At 46.5% G+C, this 23557-nt stretch carries 14 protein-coding genes and 1 tRNA gene; 11 read left to right on the top strand and 4 right to left on the bottom strand.

Going from position 1 to position 23557, the window contains the following annotated elements; translation table 11 throughout:
* Window positions 1-378: 378 nt before the first annotated feature.
* Complete coding sequence (locus AB0L18_RS22455) at window positions 379-2667, top strand: OmpA family protein (RefSeq protein WP_367389568.1); 2289 nt, start codon at window positions 379-381, stop codon at window positions 2665-2667.
* 201 nt (window positions 2668-2868) lie between these two features.
* Window positions 2869-5259, top strand: a complete 2391-nt coding sequence (locus AB0L18_RS22450) for a carboxypeptidase regulatory-like domain-containing protein (RefSeq protein WP_367389567.1) — start codon at window positions 2869-2871, stop codon at window positions 5257-5259.
* Window positions 5260-5322: 63 nt separating this feature from the next.
* Here the strand turns inward: AB0L18_RS22450 and hemN are convergent, their stop codons facing one another.
* Window positions 5323-6675: an oxygen-independent coproporphyrinogen III oxidase gene (gene hemN, locus AB0L18_RS22445; RefSeq protein ID WP_367389566.1), complete on the bottom strand. Its 1353-nt coding sequence runs from the start codon at window positions 6673-6675 to the stop codon at window positions 5323-5325.
* 307 nt (window positions 6676-6982) lie between these two features.
* Here hemN and AB0L18_RS22440 point away from each other — a divergent pair, with 307 nt between their 5' ends.
* The 9 genes from AB0L18_RS22440 (at window position 6983) to AB0L18_RS22400 (ending at window position 16253) form a co-directional block, all read left to right on the top strand.
* Window positions 6983-9400 (top strand): heavy metal translocating P-type ATPase, encoded by a 2418-nt coding sequence (locus AB0L18_RS22440; protein WP_367389565.1) that lies wholly within the window; start codon window positions 6983-6985, stop codon window positions 9398-9400.
* Between the two features lie 97 nt (window positions 9401-9497).
* Window positions 9498-9650 (top strand): cbb3-type cytochrome oxidase assembly protein CcoS, encoded by a 153-nt coding sequence (gene ccoS, locus AB0L18_RS22435; RefSeq protein WP_367389564.1) that lies wholly within the window; start codon window positions 9498-9500, stop codon window positions 9648-9650.
* Between the two features lie 41 nt (window positions 9651-9691).
* Complete coding sequence (ccoN, locus tag AB0L18_RS22430) at window positions 9692-11833, top strand: cytochrome-c oxidase, cbb3-type subunit I (RefSeq protein WP_367389563.1); 2142 nt, start codon at window positions 9692-9694, stop codon at window positions 11831-11833.
* Window positions 11834-11907: 74 nt separating this feature from the next.
* Window positions 11908-12081 (top strand): CcoQ/FixQ family Cbb3-type cytochrome c oxidase assembly chaperone, encoded by a 174-nt coding sequence (locus tag AB0L18_RS22425; protein ID WP_367389562.1) that lies wholly within the window; start codon window positions 11908-11910, stop codon window positions 12079-12081.
* Window positions 12082-12101: 20 nt separating this feature from the next.
* Complete coding sequence (locus AB0L18_RS22420) at window positions 12102-13052, top strand: cbb3-type cytochrome c oxidase N-terminal domain-containing protein (protein ID WP_367389561.1); 951 nt, start codon at window positions 12102-12104, stop codon at window positions 13050-13052.
* A 39-nt stretch (window positions 13053-13091) separates the two neighbouring features.
* Window positions 13092-14579: a cytochrome c oxidase accessory protein CcoG gene (gene ccoG / locus AB0L18_RS22415; RefSeq protein ID WP_367389560.1), complete on the top strand. Its 1488-nt coding sequence runs from the start codon at window positions 13092-13094 to the stop codon at window positions 14577-14579.
* A gap of 177 nt (window positions 14580-14756) precedes the next feature.
* Complete coding sequence (locus AB0L18_RS22410; RefSeq protein WP_367389559.1) at window positions 14757-15209, top strand: FixH family protein; 453 nt, start codon at window positions 14757-14759, stop codon at window positions 15207-15209.
* Between the two features lie 63 nt (window positions 15210-15272).
* Entirely contained in the window at window positions 15273-15962 is a 690-nt protein-coding gene (locus tag AB0L18_RS22405) for a sulfite exporter TauE/SafE family protein (protein ID WP_367389558.1), read from the top strand.
* 206 nt (window positions 15963-16168) lie between these two features.
* A tRNA-Leu gene (locus AB0L18_RS22400) sits at window positions 16169-16253 on the top strand.
* Window positions 16254-16575: 322 nt separating this feature from the next.
* Here the strand turns inward: AB0L18_RS22400 and AB0L18_RS22395 are convergent.
* The 3 genes from AB0L18_RS22395 to AB0L18_RS22385 form a co-directional block, all read right to left on the bottom strand.
* Window positions 16576-17343, bottom strand: coding sequence for a hypothetical protein (locus AB0L18_RS22395; protein ID WP_367389557.1), 768 nt, complete (start codon window positions 17341-17343; stop codon window positions 16576-16578).
* 140 nt (window positions 17344-17483) lie between these two features.
* Window positions 17484-21797 carry a two-component regulator propeller domain-containing protein gene (locus AB0L18_RS22390; protein ID WP_367389556.1) on the bottom strand — a complete coding sequence of 1438 codons (4314 nt, stop codon included), beginning with the start codon at window positions 21795-21797 and terminating at the stop codon, window positions 17484-17486.
* A 244-nt stretch (window positions 21798-22041) separates the two neighbouring features.
* Entirely contained in the window at window positions 22042-23493 is a 1452-nt protein-coding gene (locus tag AB0L18_RS22385) for a T9SS type A sorting domain-containing protein (RefSeq protein WP_367389555.1), read from the bottom strand.
* Window positions 23494-23557: the final 64 nt, after the last annotated feature.

The following is a 23557-nucleotide window of genomic DNA, read 5'->3' as shown; positions in this document are numbered from 1 at the left end:
TTCTGGTGCTTTTTTAAACAAAATCTCCAAATGTTTTCCAAAAAACAAAGAGAGATTGCCCAAACAAATATAAGATCGGTTTATATTTGTAACATTCTTCGCTACTTTTCGTATCCAAGAGCCAGCAAGCGACTACACACCAACTCCACTTCAAAAGCCGGTTTTCGCGAAAGTTTTTTGCAATTGCGTAGTGATTGCACTATTCACCTAGTAATTTGACGGAAATAACAGATTCCATTTTTTCCAAAGATTCGCGAATATTTTCACGCAAGCTCCTTTTAGTTGCTTGCTTAGAAAATTTTAGCGAATCAAACCTGCCTACCTGCGGTACGCAGGCAGGAATGGAATAAGTTATTTTTGATCCGTCACTAAGTTTCTATGAGAAAACAAACGGCACGGCCATTACTGGTCATAGTAAGCATACTGTTTTGTATCGGTAGCTTACCTGCACAGCAGGCTAAGTTGCACAAGGCTGCGCTCTTCATGGAAGCGTTCCGCTACGAAGAAGCGATTGCCGTGTTTGACAAGATTGTCCGCAAAGACGAAAGCAATCTGATTGCTTTGGCGGGTTTGGCCGAGGCTTATCACAAAATGGATATGCTTTCGGAATCAGCCAGTTGGTACGCCAAAGCATTGGAGTCGACAGAAGCCGATCCTTTTCTTTACTTTGCTTACGGTCAGGTACTTTTTCAGATGGGCGAATGCGTTGCTGCTCAGTCGGCCTTTCAGGAGTTTTTACGAAGAAGACCAAACGATCAGCGGGCCAATCGCTTACAAGATGTATGTAGTTACTACCAAGAGCTGACAAACAGTAACCTGGAGCAGGTAGAAGTCTCTCTCCCTAATTTCAATGGGCCATTAAGTGATTTGGCACCAGCCTTTTTTCAGGACGGTATCGTCTTTGGTGCGGTTCGGAGTACAGAAAAGCGAAAGGATGCTTTTTACGATCTGTATTTTACCCGTCCTTTAGCGGAAGATCGTCCGCAAGGATTAAACCTCACTTACGAACCGGTCATTGGCTTCTCGGAAATACTCAACAGTGGTTTGAACGAGGCCATCGTGAGTTTTAGCCCCGATTTTAAAGCGGTGTACTTTACCCGCAATCAAGGACAGATTGTTTCCGAAAAGATTCCTATCCGCCGCTTGGAGATCATGGTTTCCCGCCAAGGGGCTGATAACACCTGGTCGAGCCCCGTGCCTCTGTCTATCAATAGTGTCAATTACAGCACAGCCCATCCGGCATTATCGCCTGATGGTGATCGACTGTTTTTTGCGTCGGATCGCCCAGGAGGGTTTGGAGGCAAAGACATTTACTACTGCGACCGCATAGGGCTTGGTTGGAGCTCTCCCATCAATTTAGGGCCGCAAGTGAATACGGAAGGGGATGAACTCTACCCTTATTATCACACCGATGAGGTATTGTATTTTGCCAGTAATGGCCAGCTGGGCCTTGGGGGATTAGACATTTTTCGGGTGGAAGATCTTGGTGGTGGAGAGTGGGGAGAACCCGATAATCCAGGAGCCCCAATCAATTCCAGCGCTGATGATTTTGCCCTGATCATGAAAGAGGATGGCAGTTACGGATTTTTTACCTCTAACCGAAAAAATGGGGTAGGCAGCGATGACATCTATGCTTTCCAGTCGCGTAAAATCTTGCTAGAGCTGCAATTTTTATCGGAATCGGACAGCCTTGTTCACGAAAGTATCCCTTTTGCCCTGCGGGGAGAGGAATATATGCAGTTTTCTGATGAGGATGGCCGTTGGGTGACTTACCTGGAGCCTGAGGATTGCCTGTATGTCCAGCTTCAGGATGAAAACTATCAAAAAGATCACCGCGAAATTTGTGCTTCGCTAGCAGAAGGTGCACAAAAAATATCCATATCCTGGAAACTTACCCCTAGATCTACAGCTGCGCTTCCCGTTTTTGGAGAAGGTGAAAAAGTGTTGACCGGGAAAATTATCGATCAACTGGATGGGGCCCCGGTGCCTTTTGCTGAAGTGCGTTTGGTGAGTACAGATTGCTCCGTCAACATCAACCTGACGGCAGATGGAAACGGCAATTTTTTCTTTAATACCAAAGAGGACTGCTGTTATCAATTGAGTGCGCTGGGGGACGGCTATTTTACCAATACTTTTGGTACGCCATTTTGTAGTAAAAATTGGCCGGAGGCGATTGAGGTCACATTACTGCCTTACCGTTTGCGCGCTGATCGGCCGCAAGAAGTTTCGGTGTCCAATAATGAGCAAAACGAATTTCAGTTTGGCAGTAGTGTTTATGAAGACAACAACAGCTCTATTCCTTACCTCTTGAATGTCTACTATGACCTTGGCCGTGCCAGTGTGCGCCCGGAAGCAATCAGCGAGCTCAATCGCTTGTATTGGTTGTTGGTCAATAATCCAACTATTGTCGTAGAGGTCGCCTCTCATACCGATGCCCAGGGTACGGCTTCCTTCAATCAGCGACTTTCTCAGCGGCGGGCGAATGCCATTGTGGCCTTTTTACATGAAAAAGGGATTGCCCGTGATCGACTTATAGCCAAAGGTTATGGAGAGAGCCGCTTGGTTAATGAATGTAAGGACGGGGTGGAATGCAGTGAGGAGGCCCACCAAATGAATCGTCGGACCGAATTTAGGGTTTTGGAACAGGAAATTGGGCAGTCTAATTAGAGGAAGTTAATTTTCACATAGGTTATCTGTTTGTAAATAACGAAATTGAACACTACATTTACCGCTAGGAGCTGCTTAAGCGCAGGTTTTGGACGGTATGATTAGTCTCAAAGCTGTGTTTAGGTAATTGCACAAGTTGCTTTTACTGCTCTCAGGTCTAGTTCAATATGAATAGCCTATTACCTAAACTATCGATTTTCTATGAGACTTTATCCAATTGCGCTTTTAGTTGCCCTGTTTTTTGTGTGCACTACACCCGTAGCTGCCCAGTTTCGTACGGCTATGAAAACGGCGAATAAGCAGTATGACATCAATGCTTACAATCTTGCCGTTCAGTCTTATCTTTCCGCCCTTGAGAAACGGCCGGATGATCCCGAAGCATTAGGGAAAATTGCCGACAGCTATCGTCATTTGAATATGATGGAAGAAGCGGCCCGTTATTATGCACAGGCCGTCCGTCAGCGTGATGTTAATAAGCAGCATTTTCTGGAGTTTGGCCACGTGCTTCGCGCTTTGGGGCGTTATGATGAAGCCAAACAATGGTACGATACCTACGCCCGCGATGTCAATCAAATGGTGGGGCAACAATACAGTCAAAGCTGTGATTTTGCCAAACAGCAAATTACCGCCACCTCCGGGTTTACGGTGATTCCTGAATTGCTCAATACCCCCTCCTCCGATTTTGGGCCCAGCCTTGTCGGGAATGACCAGGTAGTATTCAACTCTGCGCGGACAGACCTTACCGCTCCGGGAACTTTTTCTGGTGCTGCTGGAAATAGCTTGCTGGTGGCGACGATTGGACAAGATCGTTTCCTTGCTATTCCTTACCTGTTGAGAAATGGGTACACTGTAGACGGCGGTAATCCAGGCCCGGTTTCTTACTCACCCGATGGTACCAAGGTGATCTTTACCCGTAATAATTTTATTGATGGAACACGTCAGATTCCTTCAAGTGGAATGCAGCTGGCCTTGTTTCAGGCCAATGTTACCTCTAGTGGAGAGTGGAACAATGTAAAGCCTTTTCCTTTCAATGGATCAGAATACTCAACGGGCTTTGCGACTTACACGCCTGATGGACGCGGCATCTATTTTGCTTCTGATCGTCCAGACGGGTTTGGTGGATACGATATTTACGTCTCTTACCTGGTGGGCAACTCCTGGAGTACACCAGAGAACCTTGGCCCAGTAGTCAACTCTCCGGGTAATGAAATGACACCTTTCTTCGATGGGGTGAACCTGTACTTCTCCTCGGATTGGCACCACGGACTCGGTGGATTCGATGTCTTCCGGTCGCAGCCGGAAAATGGTCGATGGACACAGATTTTCCACATGGGAGCAGCCATCAACTCACCACGAGATGATTACAGCTACAGCTTTGATGACACGCGCAACCTCGGCTACGTAGTAAGTAACCGTACTGGGGGGAGTGGTAATGAAGATGTATATCGTGTAACTCGCTCAGCAGACAATATCACTTTGGTCATTAAAAATGCCGCTGATGGTTCGCCCGTGGCGAATGCTGTCGTTGATTTTGTTGAATGTGGCGAAGGGGCTTACCAGGCGGGTACCGAAGGGCTCTATACTTTTCAGGCCATGCAGGGCTTGAACTGCAACCTGGTCATTCGCAAAGATGGCTATGTGAGTGCCATGGTGCCGCTAGCAACAACAGGTCAAGGAGAGCAAAAAGAAGTGATTGTCAACCTGACCAAAATCAACGAAACGTACGTCGGAAAAGTAGTAGATTACGCTACCCGGATTCCTTTGCAGGGCGTAAAAGTAAAAGTCACCAATCGTACCACAGGCAGCCAGTCGGAAACCACAACCGATATCAATGGCGATTACTATATCGCTATGGTTCCGTATACTACTTATGATTATTTGATCACCAACCCGGGCTACCAGGATATTCTCTTCGGTTTACCCGTGGAGGATGGCCGCAACCGTAGCGTACTGGGGGTAATAGGTATGCAGCCTGGTACCTCCAGTTCGAATAACGGTACTACACCCGTCACGCCTAACCCCGTTACACCCGTCACGCCCGGTGGTGGTGGCACCGGAACCACCGTACAACCTGGTTATGCGATTCAATTGGCAGCACTGAGCAAGGCCGACCTGAGCCGCTTCGGCGACTTGAGCAATCTGGGACAAGTGTACGCCGTACAAGATGGCAGCCGCTACAAAGTCCGCCTGGGAGTCTTTACCTCCCGCGAGCAAGCGGAGCAAGCCTTGCGTAATGTCAAAGGACGCGGGTACAATGATGCTTTCATCGTTACGGAAGCTGGCAGTACAACTGCTGGAAATACAGGAACTACACCAAGCCCAGTGACCAACCCTAATCCTCCTGTCGCTTCAACAGGGGCTTACATGGTACAATTGGGAGCTTACTCCAAGCCCGAGTATTTTGATCGCAGCAAAGCTGAAACCCTGGGTGCAATCACCACTCGGCAGAAGAGTAATTTGACGCTCATGTTGGTAAGTAACATTGCCACCCTGGCCGATGCGCGTGCTATCCGCCAACGTGCACGTACAGCTGGCTGGAACGGTGCCTTCATCGTTCAGGATCAGAATGGGGAATTGGTGAAGGTGGAGTAAGAGGATTTTTCACTACATAGACACTTGATTTCTCTATTATTAGGTGTCTATGTAGTGAAAAAATCAAACCACCTCACTAAACTGCCCTTTGCCTACTGCTTGTTTCCAGTAATGTTGGTCAAAAGCCAGGCAGATGTTGCGTAGATAAGGGCGCCCGGCGGGTGTAACCTTCAGTGTTTGGTGGTCAATGGTCAGCAGTCCGTCTGCGATCATTTCTGTTAGTCTTTCGATACCACGGTATAAGTCTTGGCATTGCAGTGCCTGATCCGACCAGGAACTGGTCTCCGTACACATGATATTAAGAATGTGGCGACGGATAATTTGCTCCTCTTCTTTCAGCAAATACCCCTTGATGATGGGCAATTCTCCCGCCGCAATGCGAGCCTGATAAGTCTCGATTTTCTTTTCATTTTGGGCGTATGCCGACCAGCTGTCGCTGATGCCCGACACTCCCAAAGCAATATTCAGCCGGGTATCGTGCGCCGTATAGCCCATGAAATTCCGGTGCAAGCGCTGTTCCTGAAAAGCAGTCAGCAATTCATCTCCCGGCAGGGCAAAGTGATCAAAGCCAATTTCTTCGTAGCCCATCTCCAAAAGAAAACGTTTTCCCGTTTCGTAAAGCTCCCGCTTGGCCGCGCCGCGTGGAAGGTCATGCTCGTCGTAAGCGCGTTGGCTCGGGCTTTTCCAGGGCACGTGGGCGTAGCTGTAGAATGCGATCCGCTCCGGTCTCAACCTCTGGAGGTGTTCAATATTGGTAAGAATATGTTGGATAGACTGCCGCGGCAAGCCAAAAATCAGGTCAAAATTAATCGAGGTATATCCTATCTCTCGGCTGTCCGCTACCACGCGGTAAATCTCTTCGGTAGATTGTCGGCGGTTAATCAAGGTCATGATATCCTGCCCAAAATCCTGGACGCCAATACTGATGCGGTCAAAACCATGCTGATGTAAGGTTTCCAAATGCGCTTTGGTAGTACTGTTCGGGTGCGCTTCAAAACTGAAACGATGGTCTTTGGCAATACGGGCTTTCGCAAAAATACCCCGTAGCAGATAATCGAGATTTTCCGGAGCAAAAAAGGTAGGCGTACCCCCTCCGAGGTGTAATTCCTGAATGACGGGTTTTTCTCCTAATGCCGTCACGTACATGCTCCATTCTTCCAGCACACTATCCAGGTAAGGGCGTTCCACCGCGTGGTTTTTGGTGATTCGTTTATTACAACCGCAATACGTACAAAGCTGCTCACAGTAGGGGAGGTGAATGTATAGGTTGACCACACCCTGCTCTTGATAAGCTACCCGTACACTATTTAACCAGTCTTTTGGTGCAGGCCCTGGTTCCGTCCAGTTGGGCACCGTTGGGTAGCTGGTATAGCGTGGCGCAGGAATATTGTATTTGTCTAAGAGTTGAAGACCCATAATAAGGATTGTTTTGCTGTGGGCAAAAGTAGCCTAAGCACGAAAAAGAGAGCGGTGACAAAAGTCACCCCTGCTTGTGATTTACCGCACACGCGGACATTCGTCTCCCCATTACTTTTGAGCCATGTTAAGGTGTAAAAGTTGGAAAAGTGTAAGGGTGTAAGGGTTAAGTAACGAAGGTAGGATGTTACTAACACCCCGCACCTAGCACTGAAAGTCGGAAGTATTCACCCCGCACCAAAAGTCAGAACCAACAATCAACCATCAACTACCAACCATCAACCATCAACCATCAACAAACTAACAAATGCCCATCCTCCTTGATCATACTGTGGAAGACCAAAGCACCAACACATTGGACAGCAACAGTTGCTACCATTGCGGAGAGCCTTGTGAAGAGGAGCTCATTCAGCTTGGTGACAAGCAATTTTGCTGCGTAGGCTGTAAGACGGTTTACGAGCTGCTCTCCGAAAATCAGCTAGATACCTTTTATCGTCTGGAAGCTGCGCCAGGCAATACTTTGCGCACCCGCCCTCGGGAGGATTATGCCTGGCTCGATGAGCCCGCTGCTATTGCAAAGATTTGCGATTACCAGGACGAGCACCAGTTGAAAGTCACTTTTCACTTGCCTCAGATTCACTGTACCTCTTGTATATGGTTGCTGGAGCATTTGTACCGTTTGGATGCGGGGGTATTAAAGAGTCAGGTGAATTTCATGGCCCAGGAAGCCTATCTGCAAATCGATCCCCAAAAGATCAGCTTGAGGCAATTGGTAGAGTTGCTTTCCCGAATAGGCTACGCGCCACGCTTGCAAATGGATAAACTGAATACGACGCAAGCACCCGTCATTGATCGCACCTTTGCTTATCAGTTGGGGATAGCGGGTTTTGCTTTTGGGAATATCATGCTTTTGAGCTTTCCTGAATATTTTGGTCTTAAAGATTTAGCTTTTCAACGCTGGTTTGGCTACCTCAATATCTTGCTGGTGCTACCGGTGCTTTTGTTCAGCGCCAAATCGTACTGGCTATCAGCCTGGCAGAGTTTGCGCCAGCGTCAGCTCAATATTGATGTGCCCATTAGTCTGGGGATAGCCGTATTGTTTTTACGCTCTGTTTTTGAGATAGTTGCCGAGCTGGGACCCGGTTATCTGGATAGCTTGGCGGGATTGGTGTTTTTTCTTTTGATCGGCCGCTGGTTTCAGCAACGCACCTATCATCAGCTGTCTTTTGAGCGCAATTACCAAAGTTATTTTCCCATCGCAGTCATGCGCCGGCAAGGTGAGGAGTGGTCGAGTATCACACTGGATCAGCTTGCGGTGGGAGATGAAATACGCATCACCAATAATGGCCTTTTGCCTGCCGATGGCGAGTTGATTTCCGGCGAAGCACGCCTGGATTATAGTTTTGTGACGGGCGAAGCCGACCCCGTCAGGCATCAACCTGGGGCCCAGCTTTTTGCGGGAGGCCGTCAAACCGGGGGGGAGATTACCGTTCGTTTATCAAAGGCCGTGTCTCAGAGTTACCTCACCCAACTTTGGAACGATGAAGCTTTTCGAAAGGCTTACGTTCCAGGCAGCAGTCAGCTTTTGGAAAAAATTGGCAAGTACTTTACACCTACGGTCTTGGTCGTCGCTTTGCTGACCATTGCCTATTGGTGGCCTATAGACCATCGCATTGCTTTACATGCTTTCACGGCAGTACTGATCATTGCTTGTCCTTGTGCGCTGGCCTTGTCGGTGCCTTTCTCTTTGGGCAATGCCTTGCGGCTTTTAGGGAAAAACGAAGTATACATCAAGAATACCAGTGTGCTGGAATCACTTTACGATGTAGACACCATTGTGTTTGATAAAACAGGTACGCTTACTTCGGGAGCGGGCAAAGAGCAGTTGTTGGTACCTGAGCATATTTCCGAAAAGGATAAAGCGATTATCAAGTCCCTGGCAAGCCAGTCTTCCCATCCCATTAGCCGATTAATTGCAGCTTTTTGGCCAACGGTAAAGCGCCTGGAGGTGCTTGATTTTAAAGAGCTAGCTGGCCGTGGCTTACAAGCGAAAATAGCCGGAGTGTCGGTTGCTTTGGGTACGGCTTCGTTTTTGGACTTAGCAACACAAGAAGCTGGCACCTGGGTGAAGATTGGTGCTGAGACCATTGGGCCCTTTGTGGTCAAGCACCAGTACCGTTCAGGAGTTGAAGAGATATTAAAGGACTGGTCTGCAAAATATGACCTCTACCTATTATCGGGAGACAATGACGCCTCACGAGCGCAGCTGGAAGCCTTTTTTCCTGCGGATCACCTCCATTTTCAGCAAAGTCCGCACGATAAGCTGGCGTTCATAAAAAGCCTTCAGGCCCAAGGCAAAAAAGTCTTGATGATTGGCGACGGCCTTAATGATGCTGGTGCCTTGCAGCAAAGTGAAGTAGGTCTGGTTGTCACCGAGGATGTAAACAATTTCACGCCCGCCTGTGATGTCATTTTAGGGAGCAATCAGTTTGTAAACCTGAGAAGCATCATGCACTACGGGCAGCAGAGCATACACCTGGTCTACGCGGCATTTGTACTTGCTTTCATCTATAACGTGATCGGCTTGAGTTTTGCCGTTCAAGGACTACTGTCTCCTTTAATTGCAGCTATTCTCATGCCCTTGAGTTCCGTTACCATTGCGGTGGTAGGCGTCCTTGGGACCAACCTTTTTTTCAACCAGATAAAGCCGCATTTAAGGAGGTGACAAATGTCACTATGATGTCAGATAATTGTCATCCGGGCCAGTTGGAGGGGCTATTACCTTGCAGTCGAATTTTGAAGTAAACCTAAAAGGAAGTTCTATGAATATCATCTTTTTTCTCATTGTGCTGAGCCTTATCGTAGCACTTGGTTTTTTAGCCGCTTTCTTTTGGGCAGTGCGCTCCGGCCAATACGACGATGATTATACGCCTTCGGTGCGTATGCTTTTCGACGATGAAACAACAAAGGAATAATCAACTTTAATCCCAGTTTTACTGGAATAATTTTAGCATGTATGTCAAACTTGGAAACCTTCAGCTATGACAATCGCATTGTAAGAAAATTTGCTTACATCACTGCGATCTGGGGGATCGTCGGTATGACCGTAGGACTGCTCGCAGCACTACAGATGGTCTGGCCGATATTTAACCTGGGTTTTGCCGAAACCACCTTCGGCCGGATTCGCCCCCTTCACACCAATGCCGTTATCTTCGCTTTCGTAGGTAATGGTATTTTTACGGGTGTTTACTACTCCCTACAGCGTTTGCTTAAAACCAGAATGTACAGTGATTTACTGAGCAACATTCACTTCTGGGGCTGGCAAGCCATTATCCTCGCTGCTGCGATCACCCTGCCACTGGGCATCACCAGTTCGCACGAGTATGCTGAATTGGAATGGCCTATTGATATTGCGATTGCCGCTATTTGGGTGGTATTTGGTATCAATATGTTTGGTACCATCCTCAAGCGCCGTGAGCAACACCTTTATGTTGCCATCTGGTTCTTTATTGCCACCTGGGTAACGGTGACGGTACTGCACATTGGCAACAACCTGGAACTTCCCGTTTCTATGTGGAAGAGCTACCCGGTTTTTGCGGGTGTACAGGATGCGCTGGTGCAGTGGTGGTATGGCCACAACGCCGTAGCTTTCTTCCTTACGACCCCTTACCTGGGTTTGATGTACTACTTTATTCCTAAAGCTGCTAACCGCCCAGTATACTCTTACCGCCTTTCGATTATCCACTTCTGGGCTTTGATTTTTATCTACATCTGGGCAGGGCCTCACCACTTGCTTTATACTTCTTTGCCTGATTGGGCACAGTCTTTAGGCATGGCTTTTTCTTTGATGCTGATCGCTCCTAGTTGGGGGGGGATGCTCAACGGTCTGCTCACCCTGCGCGGTGCCTGGGACCGGGTTCGTACCGACCCTGTACTGAAATTTATGGTGGTCGCCGTTACGGCCTACGGTATGTCTACCCTGGAAGGACCACTGTTGTCTATCAAGAGCGTGAATGCGATTAGCCACTATACCGACTGGACAGTTGGTCACGTACACATTGGTACCCTTGGTTGGAACGGGATGTTGACCTTCGGGATGTTGTACTGGCTGTTTCCTCGCCTTTACGGCAATAAATTGTACTCGACCAAACTGGCGAATGCCCACTTCTGGATTGGTACTTTGGGTATCCTGTTTTACGCTATCCCCTTGTATTGGGCCGGTTGGACCCAGAGTTTGATGTGGAAAGAGTTTTTGCCAGAAGGCATCCTGAAGTATGGTAACTTTCTGGAGACGGTCACCCAAATTTTGCCGATGTACAAGTTGCGGGTAATCGGTGGAGCCATCTACCTGGTTGGGGTATTCGTTATGATGTACAACCTGGTAAAAACTGCGCGTACGGGCCAATTTATTGGTGATGAAGAAGTGCAGGCTCCGGGTCGTGAGGTAGTCTTTACGGGCGGCCATAAAGGAGAATACTGGCACCGTTGGATTGAGCGTCGTCCTGTTCAATTGTTGATTGGTGCTACGGTTGCCATCTTGATTGGTGGTCTGGTGGAGATTTTCCCAATGGTGACCATCGACGATAATGTTCCTAAAATCGAGAGCATTAAACCTTATACCGCTCTGGAGCTGGAAGGTCGTGATATGTATATCCGCGAAGGTTGTTTGGGCTGTCACTCACAAATGGTACGTCCGTTCCGTAGTGAAACCGAACGCTATGGGGAGTACTCAAAATCTGGAGAATTTATCTACGATCGTCCCTTCTTGTGGGGTAGTAAGCGTACGGGGCCAGACTTACACCGCTTGGGTGGAAAATACCCGGATAGCTGGCACTTCAACCACATGTACGACCCTACGAGTACTTCACCGGGATCCATCATGCCTCCGTACCCCTGGTTCATTGAAGATGACCTGGATTTGGGGATGACCATTGCGAAGCTCAAAACACTCAAGACTTTGGGTACCCCTTACACGGATGAGTACATTGAAAATGCCGTTGAAGATGCCAAAACGCAAGCTGCCGGTATTGCTGCCAGCTTGAAAAAAGACGGCATTGAGATGGAAGGTTTGGCCAACAAGGAAATCGTAGCCCTGATTGCCTACCTCCAGCGTTTAGGCACGGATATTAAACCACCAGCGCAAGCAAAGGCAGAATAATAATAACCACCTTCCAGATGGCTGGCAGGAGGAAACTGCCAGCCATAATTTACCAATGAAAAAATCAAAATACCATGTACAAATATATCCTTGCCAGTGGTGAACAAAGCATCAATTGGATGGCCATCTTTTCACTGATTACCTTCTTTTTGATGTTTGCCATCAGTGCGATCGCGATCTGGGGCAAAAGCAAAGCCTATGTACAACACATGGCAGAGCTGCCTTTGGACGAAGAAAATATTAAATAAGACACCCATAAGTTTTTGTTATGAAAACGAATATTATAAAATTTAGCCTGACTTTTCTCTTGCTGTGCATGCTGGGGTCGGCTTACGCAAACGAAGGAGATGTAGCCCAAGCAGCAGTAGCGAGTACCGACTGGTTGTCCTGGACCTACGAAAACCTGGTTCTCCTCGTTGGGGCGGTTGCTGTCATTGGCGCGATTGCTGCTATTTTCCACCTGAACAACCAGTTGATGGAACTCAACCGGATCAGGGTTTTGCAAGAACACGGTATTGAGGTTGCTGAAAAAGTGGCGATCCAACACAAGCAAAGCTTATGGCAGCGTTGGTACAAAGACATGACCAAGGCCGTACCTGTTGAGAAGGAAGCCGACGTTATGCTCGACCATAATTATGATGGTATTCGCGAATTGGACAACATTCTTCCGCCTTGGTGGGTGGGCTTGTTCTACGCTACGATCATCATCGGGGTTGTTTATTTTTCTTACTACCATATTGCCGACAAAGGCTTGTCTTCATCTGAGCAGTACATTGCCGATGTGGAGCAAGCGGAAGAAGAAGTTAAGGCTTACCTGGCGCAACAAGCTGACCAGGTGGATGAGAATACGGTGGTGATGTTAGAAGATGAAAATGAGTTGGCTTTGGGAGCCAGCATTTTCCTGAACAAGTGTGCGGTTTGCCATGGCCCTGAAGGACAGGGTGGGGTAGGACCCAACATGACGGACAATTACTTTATCCACGGCGGGAGCATCAATGATGTCTTCAAAACCATCAAATACGGTGTACCGGAGAAAGGGATGATTTCCTGGAAGAGCCAGTTGCGCTCAAGCGATATGCAGCGTGTAGCCAGCTACATTCTGACCCTCGTAGGTACCAATCCGCCCAATCCTAAGGATCCTGAAGGTGATTTGTACCAGCCAGCGAAAGAAGAAGCTACGGATGCAACAGCTGACGACCAGCTGGGGATGAACGAATAATAACAAAGCGGAAACCATCGTAAAGAGCGGCGAAAAGTCATGAACGCGAACGAAATAAACGACACGGAAGAATACCGGAATTCTATCAAAACAGTTGATAGTGACGGTAAACGCATCTGGATCTACCCCAAAAAGCCAAAAGGCCCCTGGACCAATGCGCGTACTTACGTCAGCTGGGTATTACTGGCCGTATTGTTTGGCTTGCCTTTTGTAAAAATCAATGGCAATCCACTCATTCGCCTGGATATTCTGGGGCGTGATTTCTATCTATTCGGGATGCACTTCACGCCACAGGATTTCTACCTTTTTGTAGTCGCAATGCTTACCCTGGTGGTATTTATTGCACTGTTTACGGTGGTATTTGGAAGGCTTTTTTGCGGTTGGGTATGCCCACAGACGATCTTTATGGAGATGGTCTTCCGCAAAATTGAGTACTGGATTGAAGGTGATGCCAGTGCGCAACGACGCTTGAACAACGCGCCGTGGACGGCGGAAAAGATCAGGAAGAAAACGCTCAAGCAAGCTTTATTCATCTTGGTGGCCGTATTGATTGCACACACCTTTTTGTCCTATTTGATCGGTCCTGAGCGCGTGTTTGCTATCGTCACATCACCACCGGGGGAGAACCTCGGCGGCTTTTTCGCGATGATTGCCTTCACGGGTGCCTTCTACTTCGTTTTTGCGAGCTTGAGGGAACAGGTTTGTACTACGATTTGCCCTTATGGCCGCTTGCAAGGGGTGCTTACTGACAATGATACTATCCTGGTTGCCTACGATTTTGTTCGAGGAGAACCTCGCGGTAAAAAGAAACGCACGCCGGCCAAAAAGGCCAATCCTATAGCTGGAATACAGGCTGCCGTGGCCGCTTCCGATGCCTCGACCGGGGTAGAGGAAGAAGCGCCCTTGCAGCTATTGGGAGACTGTATCGACTGTACACTTTGTGTGCAGGTATGCCCTACGGGTATTGATATTCGCGACGGGGTGCAGCTCGAATGTGTGAACTGTACCGCCTGTATGGATGCCTGCGATGAAGTCATGGTCAAGATTGATCGACCTAAAGGGCTTATTCGCTATGATAGCCATAATGGCATCCTGCAACAAAGTCGTAAAATATTTACGCCTCGCGCTATCGCGTATTCTATCGCCTTGGGGGTTTTGATCATCGTGAATATCATCCTCTTTGCCGGGCGTACCAATGTTGAAGCCGTTATATTGCGTACCCCGGGTAAACTCTATTACGAAACCGAAGAGGGAGAGATCAGTAATTTGTACAACTACCAGTTGTTTAATAAAACGGAGAATTTGTACGTACCGGAGTTTCGCTTTCCGGATCATCCAGAGGCAAAAATCCAGTTCATCGGTGATGCCCCTGAGCTGACTCCTGATAAGATGGTTAAAGGTGCCTTTTTCATTTTACTCCCTGAGGACAAGGTGAAAGAACGTAAACAATCCATCAAAATAGAACTATGGGAAGGCGATAAGCTCTTGGAATCTACGGAGACCAATTTCTTGGGACCGATCAAGTAGTTTTTTAGCCAGGGAGCTACAAAAACACTAAGGCACTAAAAATCACAAAAAAAATATTTTGTGCAATTCCGTGCTTTAGCGGCTAAAAAAAGCTTCTGTGCAATTCCGTGTTTTCGTGCTTTAGTGGCTAAAAAAAAATCCGTGCTTCTGCGGCAAATGTTCTAAAAAAAGTAAACTATGAAAATTGAATTCAATTGGGGAACAGGCATATTCGTCTTCTACGTCCTTTTTGCCTCGGTCTTGTTTTTTTCGGTGTACGAATCCACCAAGGTTGATCACAGCCTGGTCGTTGATAATTACTACGAAGAGGACTTGGCTTACCAAAATCAGTACGACCGTTTGGCAAACTCCGCCCAACTGAAGGAACCATTGGGCATGAAATGGCAGCGTGATGAAAAGCAGCTTCTACTTACTTTTCCAAAAGACTTAGCTGCTACTACCACAGGACAGGTGGCCTTTTATCGCCCTGATGACAAGTCCATGGATTGGCAACTGCCCATCGCATTAAATGACGCCGGGGAGATGAATGTGCAAATGGCAAAGCTACCCGTAGGCCGCTGGAAAGTAAAAGTCTACTGGGACGCTGCTGGCACGCCCTATTTTGCTGAAAAGATTGTTGACTTAAGGTAGTCATTGTGAAAGTTGGAAAAGTGTAAGGGTTACCAACAACCATCAACCAACAACCAACAAACCATGTTAATCACCGCCTTCACCTTCGGTCTTCTTGGTAGCTTACACTGCGTTGGCATGTGTGGGCCACTGGCGATGGCGCTGCCATTTGGTCAGCAAGGGAGTAGGGTAGGGCGTCTGTTGTTGTACAATGCTGGCCGGATCGTCACTTATGCTACCTTGGGAGCTTTAATGGGCTTTCTGGGCAAGGGCGTATTCCTGGTAGGCCTCCAATCCTGGCTGACCTTGCTGCTGGGAGCCCTGCTGGTTGTGATTGGTTTGTTTTCCGTGCAAGTAGAACTAAAGATCTGGTCAACACCTTTATTGTCAAGCTTTTATTTGCGTTTAAAAAGTGCATTTGCTCGCGTGGTCAAGAAGACGGGGCTTCCCGCCATTTTTTCGCTGGGTATGCTGAACGGACTTTTACCTTGTGGCCTGGTGTATCTGGCCTTAGCGGGTGCGCTTACGACAGCTAGCTGGCAGTCTGGCGTATTTTACATGGTGGCTTTCGGCTTGGGTACCTTGCCGTTGTTGCTGGCTGTCACCTTGCTAGGGCACCTGTCAGGGATGAAGATCCAGAAATATTTGCGCAAAGCTTATCCTGTCGTTCTCACCCTGATGGGGGTATTCCTAATCTGGCGCGCACTACAATTCCAACTGCCCGCCTCCTTTGATTTGTGGGAAGCGTTGAACAACGCGCCGATGTGTCATTAGTCTTATATTGGAAATTAATGAACATTGGTCTTTCCATCTCTATACCCTCCACCACAAGGGCGCGAAGCAAGCCCGCATCCAACTACAGACTTTCGTCGAAGTACCGATGGAATTATTTTTCACAGATTTTTGTTAATTGCTTTTGAATAATACAGATTTTTGTACTTTTGCGTCGCTCCAAAACGCTGGAGCCATACAAGTTTGCCGCCCGGATGGTGGAATTGGTAGACACGCAGGACTTAAAATCCTGTTTCCATAACGGAAGTGCGGGTTCAACCCCCGCTCCGGGTACAAATTTCAAAAAAAAGGTTTTCCACTTTCGTGGAAAGCCTTTTTTTGTTTATCTGTCGCACGAACCATCTTTTAGAAAATCTGCAAATCTTATGCCCTAATTGTCATAGCCTCACGGATAACTTTCGGGCAAAGAATAAGCAGGGCTCAAAAAGCTAGTGAAGTCGTCCAGGAAATATCAGTTTACTTTTTTTACCCCAAAAGGGCTAGCGGGCTGCTTTATTCAGTCGCAGGCTTAAGGCCCCGCCTTTACAATAGCTACGGCGGTGACTTTCTGCACCGCCGTAGCTTTCCCTCCTGATAGATCAGTTTGAGGATAAGTCTAGTTGTCAAAAATAAATTTGAGTCCATCAGCATAGATGGTCGGATAATCTTCTTCGTAGAGAAGGTTGGGATACTCTTCAGCACTAAAGCTTAGCCATGGATAGTTTTTATTATTGACTCGGTCAATAAAAAGTCTGTTGCGGTCCAATTCATAATTCTCGGTAAAGGAATAATGGAGCTTCATGTCGCTTTTATCCATTGGGAAATTATCACTGGGAATAATACTATTCAGATAGGAGATGTAATCGATAAATGGGTCTGTGGCTACGAAGTTTTTAAATCCGTGAGAAGCTCCACTTTCATTGAACATGTTGACCAGGATAATCCCTGCGGCATCGCCTCTGCCAATGAGTGTTTTTGATCCATTCGACTCATAGTTATTGTCTACATACGCCGCTAATGTTTTGTAGAGTTCAAAATATTCGGGATAAAAATTATGATTTGCGGTTGGTAACTTTTCTGTTAAAGTGACCACAATAGCATCAAAATCGGCAATTTGGTTTACGCCGTTGATAACCTGCTGAAATTCATCAGTTGCTACATTGAAGGCTACCTCTTGGTGGTCTAACAGATAGATAACAGGGATACTTTTATTTGCTGCGTAAGAGGCCGGCAGATAAATTTTCCCCCGGTTAATTCCACTGGGGGCAAAGGTAAATTCTTCAATGACCGCTTGGGGTTGCGGAGGGTCCACCGTATTGTCGGTGCAGGTAATCAATCCCAGGGTCGTAATCAGCAATAAGGAAGCATATTTCGTGAATTCCATCTTGATGTATTTTGTTGATAAATGAATGCAGCTCAAAGTTATAGCACCAAGACCTTGCCGACTTTCACTAAGAAAGCATTCCTTATCACTGAGGACGCATGCCGGGATCGGCAGAAGAATACATAGAAGAAAGCTTCTGATTACTTTGTTTCTTCACTGGGGTTATGCCCGAATTCATGCTTATAAGCTTGTGAGAAGTAGGCGGGTGAATTGAACCCCACCGCGTAGACAACCTCAGAAACTGTGTAGCTGGATGATTGCAATAGTTTCCTGGCTTCCAGTAGTCGGATATGCCGAATAAAAATAGACGTATTCATGCCCGTTGCAGCCTTGATCTTACGATTGAGTTGTGAGCGACTCAAAAGCAGTGCACGAGAAAGCTCGTTGACCGAAAAGTCTTCGTTGGCAAGATTGGATAATATCTCCTGTTCTACTTTTTGAATAAACGGATGTTTTGAATGCTTATTGATCTGGTTTAATTCAAAGCTGGCTTTAAGCTCGGTGAGGTAGACTTGCTGTAAGGTTTTTCTGAGATGGAGGAGTTTTTCCAGGCGGATGAGTACTTCTCTTTTTTCAAAAGGTTTGGTGATATAAGCGTCGGCTCCTGCTGCCAGGCCAGCGATCTTTTCATCCATTGCTACCCTGGCGGTCAGCATGATGATAGGGATATGGTTGGTGCGCTCGTCTTCTTTTAATCGTCGGCACAATTCGTAGCCGTCTATCCCTGGCATCATGATATCCGTGATAATAAGATCGGGTACTGCCTCAAAAGCAGTTGCCATACCTTCCAAACCATTGTATTCGATCAGGACTTGATATGCTTCTTCCCGAAGGCAACTTTGCAGGTAATTCACAATGTCAACATTGTCTTCTATGATCAAGACCAAAGGCTGTTCATCGTCAGTACCATTTGTATGGGGATCGGCCGCTTCTATTGTTGCAGCAGGAAACTTCGTTGGATGGTTTGGCACTTCCGCCAAGGTCGTCTTTTGCTGAACAGGCAATACAATCGAAAAAGTAGTTCCTTCGTTCAAGGCACTCTGAACATCAATATGGCCATCCATCAGAAGAACCAAGCCTTTTACCAAGGCTAGTCCTATACCCGTACCGGTATATTTTGTCTTGGAGCTAGCCTGGTAGAACTTGTTGAAAATCAATGGCAATTCATTTGCTGCGATACCTACGCCATTGTCGGCTACTTTGATCATCAAATACGGTTTGCCAGCTTGCGCTATTTTTTCTGCATTTACCGATATTTCTCCATTTTTTGGTGTGAATTTGGTAGCGTTAGCAATGAGATTCGTAAGGATGGTGGTTATTTTCTGGGCATCAAAATCCATCCATAACTTATCTGGTTGAGCCGAAAAATGGAGATCAATGTTCTTTGTTTGGGCCATCAATTCGTGTGAAGCGACAATGTAACCCAGGTAGGCTATGATGTCACCTTGTTCAAGGTTCAAGGTCTCTTTCTGTATTTCCAGTTTTGCGAGTTGCATCAAATGGTTTACCATGTCCAGCAAGCGCTTACTGTGGGTTTTGATGACCTGCGTCCTGAGGATCACTTCAGATTGTTGCGTTTTTTCTAATTCTTCGACCATTCCATTGATAACGGTCAGTGGCGTCCGGAATTCGTGGGTGACATTCGTGTAGATGCTGCTTTTTAATGCATTGATTTCCTGCAATCGATTTTTTTCTGCTATGGCTAACTTACGAGACAACATGAACTGGTAAAAACGATAAGACAGTAAACACAAGACGGTGAGGTAAATGGCATAAGCCCACCACATTTTCCACCAGGGAGGACGAATACGAAAGGAATAACTGATGGGAGGGCTCCAGATCCCCGACATCCCCACAGCCTTTACTTTTAAGGTGAAGTAACCTGTGGGTAGGTTTCTGTAGTCGGCTTTGGCTATTCCCTGCGCAAGACTCCAATGCTGGTCAATTCCTTCCAGTTTATAACTGTATCGAATTTTAGCGGGTGCTGACCAGTCGATTGCCGAAAAATGAAAAGTTAGATGGTTCAACTGATGAGGCAGTACTAATTGCTGGGGTAAGTTGTAAAATGGAGCACTCGATTCAGCTGTAAGCTTACTCATTGCAGGGGCTTCAATTTGTGTAGTGCCTGCCAAAAGTCCTTGATAGTCTACGAATGATTGATTGATTTCCAGGTTAGTAAGCTTTAAATGTCGGGGAGGATACTGCGCTGATTGGTATTGGTTCGGGTTTATTGATTTCAGTCCATTGTCAGTGCCTACCAAGAGGTGGTTTTGACGATAGAGGAGTAAATTATTTGCAGTCAGATCAGACGCTTTCAAGCCGTCTTCTTTGTTGTAGTTAATGAAATTAAATTTCTTTTCTTCATGGGCTTCAGCACTAACCGCCTTTGCTGATGTTTCCACCAGCAGGCTGATTCCTCTGGGTGTTTTTACCCATAGCTTGTCTGCCTCGTCGAGCAGAAGCGAATAAATAGTATTGTGGCTCAGGCCATCCTGGGTGTAAAAGGAAGTGAATGTTTGCCCATCAAACTTATTCAAGCCATCCTTGGTGCCCAACCAGATGTTCCCCTCGTGGTCTTCAAGAATGTCTTGCACAAAGTTATTGCTGAGGCCTTCATTGGTGGTGTAATGGATAAAATGAGTACCATCAAATCTGCTAACACCTCCACCCTGAGTGCCAAACCAAAGGTGTCCTGCTTTGTCCTCATAGATGCAATTAAGGTCATTGCTTGGGAAACCTTCCGCTTCGGTAAATTGTAGGAAACGGTCCCCGTTAAACTGGACGATTCCACTAGCAAAACCACCAAACCACATTTGTCCGTGCTGATCTTGATGAATAGCCCGAACATCGCCTACAAGAAGCCCCGAGGCTCGGGTGAAGTCCGTTAGTTCTGTTCCGTTAAATTTACTGACGCCGCCACCGGCTCCCAGCCAGATGTTTTGTTGATCGTCTTCGCAAATAGTGAGTACGCCTTCACGGATGATGCTCTTAGCACTTTGATAATGTTTGAAGCTATCGCCGTCAAAACGACTGAAACCCAAGTCAGTGGCTAGCCAGAGCTGTTGCTTTTGATCAACGGTAATGGGGTCAATTTGGGTTTTTCCTAATTTATCGCTGTTGATGAATTGTTGGAAACCTGATTTACTGATCCTGTTTATACCGGTGTCCCAGGTGCAAGCCCAGATGTTTTCTTGATCATCCTGTAGGATATAGCGGACATTGTTGCTACTCAGGCCACTATCATCGGTATAGTGGACAAAGGTCTGTCCATTGTATTCAGTGACTCCTCCCCGCATATTTCCAAACCAGAGGGAGCCTTGTTTATCCTCAAAAATGGAGAGCACATTGTTACTGCTTAAACCTTGATCTGTAGTGAATTTGTAAAAATTTGTACCATCGTATTTTACGGCGCCACCTCCCCAGGTTCCGAACCATAAATTACCATCACGAGTCTCTATAATTGAGTGGGCATCATTGTCTCCTTTGCCCATTCCTATATTGTAGTGTGTGAAAGTTCCCTCGTGAAATCGGTAGATACCCGTTCCTTCTCCGGTTCCAATCCACAGTTGCTGCTTACTGTCTTCAAAAAGGGCAATGACCTCATTGTAAAGCAGTCCATTCCCGGCAGTGAAATGAACAAAGCCATTGCCATCATAACGACTTAAGCCACCCCGAGTGCCCATCCAGATGTTGCCCTGGTGATCTTCCAAGAGGCAGAGGACAAAATTATGCAGTAAGCCATTTTCGGTGTTGAAATTTGTGAAAGTGGTGCCATCAAATTTACTCACTCCTCCGTCTTGGGTACCAAACCAAATATTTCCTTTACGGTCTTCAAGGATAGCAAATACATGGTTACTTACTAGTCCTTCTTTGGTGGTAAAATGCTCAAAATGGATACCATCAAACCGAATCGCTCCACCTCCTAATGACCCGAGCCATAAATCTCCGCGTCGATCCTGGGCCATGGTCCAGAAAGAGGCAGTACTTAGATTTTGATCAAGGCTCCAGTAGCGGATATCGCTAATAGCATCGTCTTCTGTTTTTGCTGGCAAGACCTGGAGTGGGACTGGTATTGATGCAGTTATTTTTCTGCCCTTAGCAGGCACGAGCGTATCCCTTCGGTCAGCTTTTTTCGAAAGAACCTTCGGGGAGGCTTTAATGACCGTCGGGTTTCCTGCGATAACCTGCTTATTGGCAAACGCCACCGTCTCCGTTTCAATGTTTACAGGAATGTGCTGTTGCAATGTTTGGGGAGTTAGCCCAATGACTTTGCCTTTGATTTTTACGGGTATACCCGTAAGTATTTGATTCCCAGCACCTGTCTTGAAATACTTTTGAGTAGTTTGTTCAATTTCCTGCGGGTGCCGATCACTGATCTGCTGCTGCTTTTCACAAGAGGAAAAAAACACCAATAACAAGGACAGGATAGTAAGTTGAACAGGGTGCCATCTCATAATCAGGTCAGTAGTATTAGAGTTGTTCCAGCAGAACAACTCTATTATAAAGCTAATGATTTTTCTTGCTTTTATCCCTGGATAAAGGCAAGTACTTTAGCTTTGACAGTAGCTTTCCGCTCTGCGGCCTGGGGGCTTTGGGCGTAACCTTTCTAAATTAACACAAGCGGCTGTTTGAATCCATTTGCTAGGCAAAGACTCAAACAGCCGCTAAAAACTTAAGCAGAAAAATGGTCAGCGAAGGTTATTTTTTGATGAATTTACTACGATACACCTCGCGATCCGTATTCAATAGCAGGATGTATTGACCGTCGGCCAAATCATTTATTTCAATGCTTGCACCAGACAGGTAGCCGCTTTTTAGGGTTTGTCCACTCATGTTGATGAGTTGGAAGAAGGTGGCCTTATCACCATTGGTATTGAATGAGGATGGAAGGCTAATTTCGGTGGTTGCGGGGTTTGGGAATACGGCTAGCTCAGTAGCATTTGCATAGATATCATCAACGCTTACCACTTCGGTTGTATTCAGTACCAGTGAAACATTATTGCTGCCCAAGGGGCCGAAGCCATTGGTAAAGATGATGTCCAGCGTACCATTGCCGTCGTAATCATAGAGGCACATGTTCTGTTCGTAATAATTGTAATCAGGGATGCTGAAAGCCGGAACTAGAGAAAAGGGAGCGGCTAGTAGTGCCGACGAAAAAGTCAGGTTGCCAAGGTTTTCGAAGACCTCGATTTTGAAGGAATTTACTCCGGTCAAAACAGCGAGATCTGCTTTGTTATCATTGTTGAAATCGGCAACATTAAAGAAAATGTTTTGTCCCGTCGAGATACTGGTGAAAGACGGTTCGGTTACAAAGCCATCCGTGTTTTCAAAGATAAAGATAGAGCTGAAGCCGATAACCAGGATATCTAGTTGGTCATCACCATTCATGTCGTGTAACTCAATACTTTGGTTAGAAAGCGGCGTGAAACCTTCGTAGATCATCTCACTGGTAGAAAACTGACAATTGCCTTCGTTTCTCATCAGGAATATTGTGCCATTGCTATTACTCGTACTCGTGACAATATCCAGATCACCATCATTATCAATATCGCCTATTTCGGTGTCACCAATGCGATCTGTTTGGTCATAAACTATGCACTTGGTAAAAGAGCCATCACCATTGTTGGTGAGGATAGCTATTTCCTCATTTTCGAAGAAAATATCTTTTAACACCAACAGATCTGAAAGGCCATCACCATTAAAATCAGCTACGCCAATAATAAATTCCTCAAAGCCAAAGCCCAGTCCTAAACCCACGTTAAGGAAAGAAAAAAGATCATCTCCTTCATTGATCAGGAGATAGCGTTGGGCAACAATATCTTCATCTCCATCCTGATCAAAATCCAAGACGTCAAAAACCACATTTGCAGAAGGTGATCCAACTGGGAGCACATTTACTTCCTGGAAAGTATCAACGGCCGTACCTTTCAAGATGAGCTGTTCCTGGGAACCTCTCTTTCCTACAAAGTCAACAAAGCCATCATTATTGTAATCACATGGAAGATAAGGGCTGTCAAATTCAAGGCTATTGAAAGTAGTGCCCTCGGGGTGAGCAAAAAGAATTTCTTTTTCTGCGAAACTAATGGTTTGGGCACTGAGTACACCAGCAATAAAAATAGCAAGGAGGGGGAATAAAACTAGATTTTTCATTTCAAAGAGAGTTAAAACGTTAGATAATAAAAAATTAATGCGCGAATATAAATGTGTATTCGCA

Source organism: Lewinella sp. LCG006 (assembly GCF_040784935.1).
Classification (GTDB): Bacteria; Bacteroidota; Bacteroidia; order Chitinophagales; family Saprospiraceae; genus Lewinella.
The sequence above is the reverse complement of the archived record's forward strand: the minus strand, read 5'-3'. Positions and strand labels throughout refer to the sequence as shown.

Excerpts from the sequence above, each read along its gene's own strand:
- AB0L18_RS22455 (WP_367389568.1), top strand. The coding sequence starts at position 379 with ATGAGAAAACAAACGGCACGGCCATTACTGGTCATAGTAAGCATACTG.
- AB0L18_RS22450 (WP_367389567.1), top strand. The coding sequence starts at position 2,869 with ATGAGACTTTATCCAATTGCGCTTTTAGTTGCCCTGTTTTTTGTGTGC.
- hemN (WP_367389566.1), bottom strand. The coding sequence starts at position 6,675 with ATGGGTCTTCAACTCTTAGACAAATACAATATTCCTGCGCCACGCTAT.
- AB0L18_RS22440 (WP_367389565.1), top strand. The coding sequence starts at position 6,983 with ATGCCCATCCTCCTTGATCATACTGTGGAAGACCAAAGCACCAACACA.
- ccoS (WP_367389564.1), top strand. The coding sequence starts at position 9,498 with ATGAATATCATCTTTTTTCTCATTGTGCTGAGCCTTATCGTAGCACTT.
- ccoN (WP_367389563.1), top strand. The coding sequence starts at position 9,692 with ATGTCAAACTTGGAAACCTTCAGCTATGACAATCGCATTGTAAGAAAA.
- AB0L18_RS22425 (WP_367389562.1), top strand. The coding sequence starts at position 11,908 with ATGTACAAATATATCCTTGCCAGTGGTGAACAAAGCATCAATTGGATG.
- AB0L18_RS22420 (WP_367389561.1), top strand. The coding sequence starts at position 12,102 with ATGAAAACGAATATTATAAAATTTAGCCTGACTTTTCTCTTGCTGTGC.
- ccoG (WP_367389560.1), top strand. The coding sequence starts at position 13,092 with ATGAACGCGAACGAAATAAACGACACGGAAGAATACCGGAATTCTATC.
- AB0L18_RS22410 (WP_367389559.1), top strand. The coding sequence starts at position 14,757 with ATGAAAATTGAATTCAATTGGGGAACAGGCATATTCGTCTTCTACGTC.
- AB0L18_RS22405 (WP_367389558.1), top strand. The coding sequence starts at position 15,273 with ATGTTAATCACCGCCTTCACCTTCGGTCTTCTTGGTAGCTTACACTGC.
- AB0L18_RS22395 (WP_367389557.1), bottom strand. The coding sequence starts at position 17,343 with ATGGAATTCACGAAATATGCTTCCTTATTGCTGATTACGACCCTGGGA.
- AB0L18_RS22390 (WP_367389556.1), bottom strand. The coding sequence starts at position 21,797 with ATGAGATGGCACCCTGTTCAACTTACTATCCTGTCCTTGTTATTGGTG.
- AB0L18_RS22385 (WP_367389555.1), bottom strand. The coding sequence starts at position 23,493 with ATGAAAAATCTAGTTTTATTCCCCCTCCTTGCTATTTTTATTGCTGGT.